The following is a 7,769-nucleotide window of genomic DNA, read 5'->3' on the forward strand; positions in this document are numbered from 1 at the left end:
GCCGGTGGTTGCTGAGATTCAAGATGTAGTTCGGAAGCTGCCGATTGCTGCGACGATTACGGATCTGCATGTGGGGCGTGTGGGAAAAGGGAAGTTTTCGTGTATCCTCGCTGTTTCTGTGAAGGAAGCGGTGGAGCCTGCTTATTTTAAAGAGGCTCTCAGTGTGCATGAGGAGCTGGTGCATATTACTGTGGAAGTGAATCGGGTGACTTAGTCCTTTGATTCGAGAATGCGATTGAGGAGCATTGAATATGCACTTCTATTTGTCGTCTTATCAGCTTTGCAATCAACCATCAAGATTTTCGTCGAAATTTAAAGGAAAGAGGAAGGTCGCTATCATCAAGAATGCTCTGGACTTCAATGAGGATATTGGATGGCAGAGTAAGAAGCTGGATCAACAAATACTCGATCTGAAAAACCTTGGTCTTGATGGCCAGATCGTCGATTTAAGAGATTTCTTCAACAGGAAAGTCGAGTTAAGAGAAAATCTGTCAAATTATGGCGGTTTCTGGGTCGTTGGAGGGAATGCATTTGTTTTGCGTAAGGCTATGCGACAGAGTGGTTTCGATGAATTCTTGCTTTCGTCATTGGCCTCTGATCTAGTTTATGGGGGATATAGCGCTGGAGTTTGTGTGTTGAGCCCTTCCTTGCATGGAATCCACCTCGTGGATAAGCCTGATATTCTGCCTGCCGGATATCGAGGGGAGCCTATGTGGGATGGTTTGAACATTTTAAAGTATAGCGTTGCGCCGCATTATGCGAGTCAACACCACGAATCTCATTTGATAGAACACGCTGTCAAGTATTTCATCGAAAACAAGATGTTATTCGTCGCTCTTAAAGATGGAGAGTCGATTTCGTGTGATATTTTCTCTGTATGATCAGCGACTCTCCCGTCGGTATATCCTGCCCTTAAAGTTTTTCTCCTGGCAATTGACTCGCTTGTTTAACCCATTCGGCAAACTGAGTTTCATCCAGATCGCCCTCATGAATATCGAGGTAACGCACTTCCTTGTGCTTGGATTCGCCGGGAGGCAAGGGACGCAGCGAAGTGCCTCTGAAGAAGGTTACCTTTACGTAACGGGTGAAGACATGGAACGAGACGAACCAGCCTTCGCCTTCGAGGCCATAGAAGGGTGTATTCCATTTCACTGCCTTTTTCACGTGAGGGACGGTCTGAACAATGATCGCATCGAGCCGACGTCCAAGCTCCTGCTTCCAGCCCGGCATGGCTGCGATGTAGGCCTGTACGGGCGCGTCGCCGTCGCCCTTGGGGATCTGAGGATTGCCGCCTGAAAGGAGTTTCACCGGCCCGGCCTGCTTAGGCTGCCTGGTTTTTGCAGCAGTTTTTGGCCGCGCCTTGGTCTTTAGCGCCTTCCGCTTGGTTGCGCCTTTCGTTGACTTCTTTGGTGTTTTGGAAGCCATGTCTTTCCTCCGAACGATAGGATGCTGTTGAATCTTTCATTTTCCAACATCTTGTGCGCAAAACCAGCGAAAAAATTAAGCGAGATAGGCCAGAGACATTCATTTGCGACGTGCGAAGTCGACGAAAGTTGATATCGGATTGTATGGACTGCAGCTGAGAGCAGAATGTGGCGTATGCTTTGATCGAGACGGGGGGACTGCCCACGGAGAATTCCGTGGGTAAGCGTTATTTTAAGAACTTCATTACAGCGTCGCACTTTTCCTGACTTGGACGCAGAAGAGTGATATGCCCCAGTTTGCGTCTGGGGGCCGCTTTTTTCCGATAATCATGCAGGCAGAGTCCGTCGATCTTGAGAAGATCAGCCGCCGGCGGCATGTAACCCACGACGTTGATCATGGTGAATGGTTCGCGCAGGTCTGTGGAACCCAAGGGAAGACCCAGGATGGCCCGCAGGTGGTTTTCGAACTGACTGGTCACAGCTCCTTCAATGGTCCAATGACCGGAGTTATGAACCCGTGGCGCCATTTCATTGGCAATCAATTCATCGCCCATCACAAAAAATTCAATGGTCAGCACACCGACGTAATCGAGCTCCTGCATAACCTTTTGTGCATAGGCTTCGGCTTTGGATTGCAGAGGTTTTTTGGAGAACGTGGTCCAGGATTCACTGGTGAAAAGGATGCCTTCCTTGTGAACATTATGGACCAAAGGATAAAAACGGGTGTTGCCCTGGACATCCCGAACGGAAATCAGAGAGCACTCGGCATCGAAGCCGAGCCACTTTTCAAGAATAAGATCCTTCCCACCCAAAGCCGCCCAGGCTGCATCCACATCCGCAGGGGATTTAATGCGGAACTGGCCTTTGCCATCATAGCCTTCACGCCGGGTTTTTAGGATGAAGGCCCCACCGCGGGAACGCACTTCATGCTCCAGCTCCTCGCGGCTCGCGATATTCGCAAAGTCTGCCGTGGGAATCCCGAGTTTTTGAAAAGTGGTTTTTTCGTAGAGGCGATCCTGGGAGGTGGCGAGGGCTTTGATGCCGGGATTAATTTTCGAACCGTGGAGAATAAGATTTTCGAGGGTGGAAACGGGGATATTTTCGCTTTCAATCGTGATGCAGTCGAGGTCCTTGGCAAACGTTCGCAGCGCATCGGGATCATTGAGCGGCCCTTGGACATGTTCCATCACATCCGCAGCTGGCGACTCGGGGTTGGGATCCAGACAGCGGAACCTCAAACCCAAAGGATAACCAGCCAATCCCATCATGCGGGCGAGCTGCCCGCCTCCTAAAAATCCGACTCTCATTGCGGCAACTCCAGTTTTTGAGCCAGAACCTCAGCAGCCACCTCAGCCCGATTTTTGGCGAGGCGCTTCTGCAAATCAGGATCCTGCAGTCCAAGAATTTTCAAAGCCAGAAGAGCGGCATTGGCGGCACCTGCGGAACCGATGGCGACAGTCGCGACCGGAACACCGCGAGGCATCTGGACGATGGAAAGAAGGGAATCCAAACCGTTCAGGGTTTTGGATTGAACCGGAACTCCGATCACAGGCAGATCGGTCAGGGAAGCCACCATCCCGGGAAGATGCGCGGCCCCACCGGCACCGGCGATGATCACCTTCAGACCACGCTCGACAGCGGTTTTCGCATAGCTGACCAAAAGTTCGGGCGTGCGGTGAGCCGACACGACCTTGGCTTCAAAGGGAATGTTCCAGGACTTAAGAATCTCAGCCGCGGGCATCATGGTTTCCCAATCGGATTTGGAACCCATGATCACACCGACCTGTATGGACGTCGTCATCGTATTATTTCCCCAACTCTCTTTATGTGAACGGCATCGTTGTATAGCAGCACAGGTCCCTTGTCCAGTAACGAAAAAGGGGGCAAAAAGCCCCCTTGTCTCGAATCCAATGGCGAGGGCTTCAGTATGACTTCGCAATAATCGAGCGACGCTCCACGGGCTTGCCTGTGAAAATACAGGTGCCAGGATCCTTGGCGCCGTCCAAAGGTGTACAGCGATGCGTCAGCTTCATTTCCTTCAAAGTCGTACCGATTGCAGGATCATCCGCGACGTGACACAAAGCGAAACCGCCATGGATTTCGGGTTTGTCTTCGTTCTTCGGCGTGAACCATTTTTTCAATTCGTCGAGCGAATCGACTTTTTTCATGTTGGCATCGCGATAGGCGAGGGCCTTCTGATAAAGGTCATCCTGAATCGACTTCAGAATCTGTGGCAGGGTTTCCACGAATTGATCGCGGGGAACGGCCTGCTTGTCTTTATGACCCTTATTGCGTTGGGCTACGAATACCGCGTTTTGATCCATATCCCGCGGACCAACTTCGACGCGAACCGGCACACCTTTTTTGATGTGGGCCCAGACTTTCTCGCCGCCTCGGATGTCACGGTCGTCGAGAAGGACGCGGATTTTTTCGCCGTCATAGAGCGTCTGGGAAAGGTCGGCCTGCAGTTTTTTACAGTAAGCCAGGACCTTGGCGCGCTCTTCATCGTTCCGATAGATGGGGAGGATCACAACATGTTTGGGAGCCAGACGAGGCGGGCACACAAGGCCATCATCATCGGAGTGAGTCATGATCAAACCACCGATAAGGCGCGTGGAAACGCCCCAGGAGGTGGTCCAGGCCGTTGCGGTTTCGCCTTTTTCGTTCTGGAATTTGATTTCCATCGCTTTGGCGAAATTTTGACCTAAGAAGTGGGACGTACCCGATTGCAGGGCCTTGCGATCCTGCATCATGGCTTCGATAGTATAGGTGTTATCGGCACCGGGGAAACGTTCAAACGATGCTTTTTCGCCTTTGATCACAGGCATAGCCATGTAATTTTCAGCGAAGTCCGCATAGACGTCGAGCATCTTGAACGTTTCTTCCACAGCTTCTTCAGCGGTGGCGTGAACGGTGTGACCTTCCTGCCAGAGAAACTCCGCAGTGCGCAGAAACATGCGAGTCCGCATTTCCCAACGGAAAACGTTTGCCCACTGATTGATTAGGATAGGCAGGTCACGATAGGACTGCACCCACTTCGCATAAGTGTTTCCAATGATCATTTCACTGGTAGGGCGAATAACCAAAGGCTCATCCAGCTTGCTGGATGGTGCAGGAATCAGACCTCCGTCTGGACCTGGTTCGAGCCTGTGATGAGTCACCACAGCACATTCTTTGGCGAAACCCTCGACATGCTCAGCTTCCTTGGCCAAAAAGCTCAAAGGGATCAACAAAGGGAAATAAGCGTTCTCATGACCTGTCTCTTTGAACTTGTCATCGAGAGCCTTTTGGATGTTCTCCCAGATCGCATAACCCCAGGGCTTGATCACCATGCAGCCGCGAACAGCTGAGTTCTCCGAGAGATCAGCGGCCTTGATGACCTGCTGGTACCACTCAGGATAATCATCAGCACGGGTTGGGGTGATGGCTGTTTGCGGTGCTTTACTCATGGTTTCAGTCCTATCTCCTGCAGACGACAATTAACGTTCAAGCTTGGCGAAACGTACACGCTTCGGAATATCCGCTTCAGCACCCAGGCGGCGATGGCGATCTTCCTCGTATTCGGTGAAGTTGCCTTCATACCAGTAAACCTTGCTATCCCCTTCGAAAGCCAGGATATGAGTCGCGATCCGGTCCAGGAACCAGCGGTCGTGACTGATGACCACGGCACAGCCGGCGAAGTTGATCAGGGCTTCTTCGAGCGCGCGCAGAGTCGTGATGTCAAGATCGTTCGTAGGTTCATCCATCAGCAAAACGTTTGCTCCGGATTTACAAAGCAAAGCGAGCTGCAGACGGTTCCGCTCACCACCGGACAGGTAGCCGACTTTTTTCTGCTGATCCTGACCACTGAAGTTGAACTTGCCGACGTAAGCGCGGGCGTTGACTTCCTGCTTGCCGAGCGAAATCACATCGCGGCCTTCGGAAATCGTATCGTAAATGGTTTTCTCAGGATCCAAAGCCAGACGGGACTGTTCCATGTAGCCGACCTTGGCGGTCGCGCCCACGCGGAAGCTGCCTTCATCCGGGGTATCAAGACCTGCAATCATGCGGAACAGGGTGGTTTTACCCGTACCGTTGGCGCCGATAATCCCGACGATACCGCCCGGAGGCAGTTTGAAATTAAGATCGGTATAAAGAACCTTGTCACCAAAAGTCTTGGTCACGTGGTCGGCTTCGATCACGATATCGCCCAAACGGGGTCCGGGGGGGATATAGAGTTGCAGTTCGCGTTCGTAGCTGGATTGCTCCTGACCGAGCAACTTTTCATAAGCGGTAATACGCGCCTTGTTCTTCGCCTGACGCGCGCGAGGAGCCATCTTAACCCATTCCAATTCCTGCTGGAGGGTTTTACGGCGGCGATCTTCCGTCTTGGCTTCGTTTTCCAGACGCTTGTCTTTTTGCTCGAGCCACGAGGAATAATTACCTTTCCAGGGAATTCCCTCACCGCGATCGAGTTCAAGGATCCAGCCCGCGACGTTATCCAGGAAGTAACGATCGTGAGTCACGGCAATGATGGTGCCCTTGTATTCCTGCAAATGCTTCTCGAGCCAACGGACGGATTCGGCGTCCAAGTGGTTGGTCGGTTCGTCCAGCAGGAGGATGTCAGGTTTTTGCAGCAGCAAACGACAGAGAGCCACGCGACGGCGCTCACCGCCTGAAAGATGATCGACGAGCTGCTCGGGAGGCGGACAGTTCAGAGCATCCATCGCGAAATTCAAGCGATCGTCCAAAGTCCAGGCGTCCATACGGTCCAGGAGATCCTGAACTTCGGCCTGGCGGGCGATGAGTTTATCCATATCTTCGGCGCTCATGTCCTCGCCGAACTTCAAATTGATTTCTTCGAATTCGCGCAGAAGCCCGGCGACTTCCGCCACACCTTCTTCCACGATCTGGCGCACGGTTTTGCCGGCAGTCAGTTCCGGTTCCTGAGGGAGGTAGCCGACGCTATAGCCTTCGGACAGATGCGCTTCACCAGTAAAATCCTGATCGACGCCCGCCATGATGCGAAGCAGAGTCGATTTACCAGAGCCGTTGGCCCCCAGCACACCGATCTTGGCGCCGTAGTAATAGGAAAGGTAGATATTCTTAAGCACAGTCTTTTGACCGTGAACCTTAGACATACCGACCATCGAATAAATGACGGTTTTATCTGACATGCACTTCCACCTGTAGAAGATGATCCGTTCGAGGTGGACAATCTAAAGGATTTGAAAGGCGATCGCCATATCTAACAGGGGGAAAGGAAGGGGAGGACGTCCTCCGAATTAGGACGCCCGACGCTTGTTCATGTGTTCGACGATATGATCGAGTGCGGTATTTTGCCATTCTTCAAAAGGCTGCTCAGCTTTGCTGGCTTCATAGAGCCTTTGCATCAGAGCTTCGTTCATCTGTCTGGCTTCGATGATATTCAGACAGTTCTGCACGGTGCGCACCAGCTGTTCGTACTCTATGGGCTTATAGATGAGCGCGAAGAGGTTCGGGCTATCCTTAGGTATGGAGATCTTGGTTCGTTCCAGACCCGTGACCATTATGACAGGTGTGGGGTACCCATGATCGCGCAGAAGGACAAGCAGCTCATCACCGCGAACCTCAGGCATTTTAATATCCGAGATAATAATGTCCGGCTTGAAAGTCTTGATGGCTTCCTCGGCATCGGCTCCATCATAGATGACTTTGGCCTTGGCGCCCGCGTTCTGCAGGACCGCCCGGCAAACTTCGGCGAGCTGCACTTCATCATCGATCACCAGGACCTTGGGAGCGGAGATCTTCGATCGTAGTTTCAGACTAATCATGTTGCAGCCTAATAATCGAATATTATTAGAAATTTGGCTAGAGCCAACAGCCTTCACCCATAACAAAGACTCTTTCGGCCAGGCGTCCATAAAACTTAACGAAGACAATGAAAAAATTCGGGCTTCTTCAGAAGGCACCAATCTCTGCCCTAAGTTAGTCATCATGACCCGAGAGTAAGAATGATGTGACTAGGCACAAACGTACGGAGTTAAAAACATGAAAATTTTGGAAAAAAGTGTTTGACGGTTTTGGATCGGTTCCGTATAACCCTTCTTCACCGGCGAATGAAGCGAAACGAAAGTTAAGCAAAACAAACGTCGAGGTTCTTTGAAAACTGAATAGAAGACAGAAAGAAGAAGCGCGAACGTCAATTCTGATGTTTCAACTTCGGTTGGGATGTCGGGTTAAAATAAAAAAAGCGAGCTTCGGCTCGTCTAGGATTTAAACTTTAGAGTTTGATCCTGGCTCAGAGTGAACGCTGGCGGCGTGCCTAATACATGCAAGTCGAACGCGAAAGTCCTTCGGGATGAGTAAAGTGGCGCACGGGTGAGT

At 51.5% G+C, this 7,769-nt stretch carries 7 protein-coding genes, 1 rRNA gene and 1 pseudogene; 3 read left to right on the plus strand and 6 right to left on the minus strand.

From position 1 onward, the window contains the following. A pseudogene (locus VFO10_RS00650) lies at positions 1–214 on the plus strand (cation transporter); the annotation flags it as partial. Between the two features lie 37 nt (positions 215–251). Further along, complete coding sequence (locus tag VFO10_RS00655) at positions 252–881, plus strand: Type 1 glutamine amidotransferase-like domain-containing protein (protein WP_325136727.1); 630 nt, start codon at positions 252–254, stop codon at positions 879–881. 31 nt (positions 882–912) lie between these two features. On the opposite strand, the gene VFO10_RS00660 is transcribed toward VFO10_RS00655, so the two are convergent. The 6 genes from VFO10_RS00660 to VFO10_RS00685 form a co-directional block, all read right to left on the minus strand. Next, complete coding sequence (locus VFO10_RS00660) at positions 913–1,425, minus strand: DUF1801 domain-containing protein (RefSeq protein ID WP_325136728.1); 513 nt, start codon at positions 1,423–1,425, stop codon at positions 913–915. 226 nt (positions 1,426–1,651) lie between these two features. Next, on the minus strand, positions 1,652–2,731 hold the full coding sequence (locus VFO10_RS00665) for a 5-(carboxyamino)imidazole ribonucleotide synthase (RefSeq protein ID WP_325136729.1): 1,080 nt from the start codon (positions 2,729–2,731) through the stop codon (positions 1,652–1,654). After that, the gene (purE, locus tag VFO10_RS00670; RefSeq protein WP_325136730.1) at positions 2,728–3,225 is read right to left on the minus strand and encodes a 5-(carboxyamino)imidazole ribonucleotide mutase; all 498 of its coding nucleotides are present in this window, start codon (positions 3,223–3,225) and stop codon (positions 2,728–2,730) included. The genes VFO10_RS00665 and purE overlap by 4 nt, the downstream gene beginning before the upstream one ends. A 121-nt stretch (positions 3,226–3,346) precedes the next feature. After that, positions 3,347–4,873: a proline--tRNA ligase gene (proS, locus tag VFO10_RS00675; RefSeq protein ID WP_325136731.1), complete on the minus strand. Its 1,527-nt coding sequence runs from the start codon at positions 4,871–4,873 to the stop codon at positions 3,347–3,349. 30 nt (positions 4,874–4,903) lie between these two features. Beyond that, a complete protein-coding gene (gene ettA, locus VFO10_RS00680; protein ID WP_325136732.1) occupies positions 4,904–6,580 on the minus strand; it encodes an energy-dependent translational throttle protein EttA in 1,677 nt (558 codons plus the stop codon). 108 nt (positions 6,581–6,688) lie between these two features. Next, positions 6,689–7,216, minus strand: a complete 528-nt coding sequence (locus VFO10_RS00685; RefSeq protein WP_325136733.1) for a response regulator — start codon at positions 7,214–7,216, stop codon at positions 6,689–6,691. Between the two features lie 444 nt (positions 7,217–7,660). Between VFO10_RS00685 and VFO10_RS00690 the strand changes: the two genes are divergently transcribed. Continuing rightward, positions 7,661–7,769 (plus strand): 16S ribosomal RNA (locus VFO10_RS00690); the annotation flags it as partial.

It is taken from the genome of Oligoflexus sp. (assembly GCF_035712445.1).
In the GTDB taxonomy this organism is placed as follows: domain Bacteria; phylum Bdellovibrionota_B; class Oligoflexia; order Oligoflexales; family Oligoflexaceae; genus Oligoflexus.

Bases quoted from the DNA above. Each gene is read 5' to 3' on its own strand.
- VFO10_RS00655 (WP_325136727.1), top strand. From the start codon at position 252: ATGCACTTCTATTTGTCGTCTTATCAGCTTTGCAATCAACCATCAAGA.
- VFO10_RS00660 (WP_325136728.1), bottom strand. From the start codon at position 1,425: ATGGCTTCCAAAACACCAAAGAAGTCAACGAAAGGCGCAACCAAGCGG.
- VFO10_RS00665 (WP_325136729.1), bottom strand. From the start codon at position 2,731: ATGAGAGTCGGATTTTTAGGAGGCGGGCAGCTCGCCCGCATGATGGGA.
- purE (WP_325136730.1), bottom strand. From the start codon at position 3,225: ATGACGACGTCCATACAGGTCGGTGTGATCATGGGTTCCAAATCCGAT.
- proS (WP_325136731.1), bottom strand. From the start codon at position 4,873: ATGAGTAAAGCACCGCAAACAGCCATCACCCCAACCCGTGCTGATGAT.
- ettA (WP_325136732.1), bottom strand. From the start codon at position 6,580: ATGTCAGATAAAACCGTCATTTATTCGATGGTCGGTATGTCTAAGGTT.
- VFO10_RS00685 (WP_325136733.1), bottom strand. From the start codon at position 7,216: ATGATTAGTCTGAAACTACGATCGAAGATCTCCGCTCCCAAGGTCCTG.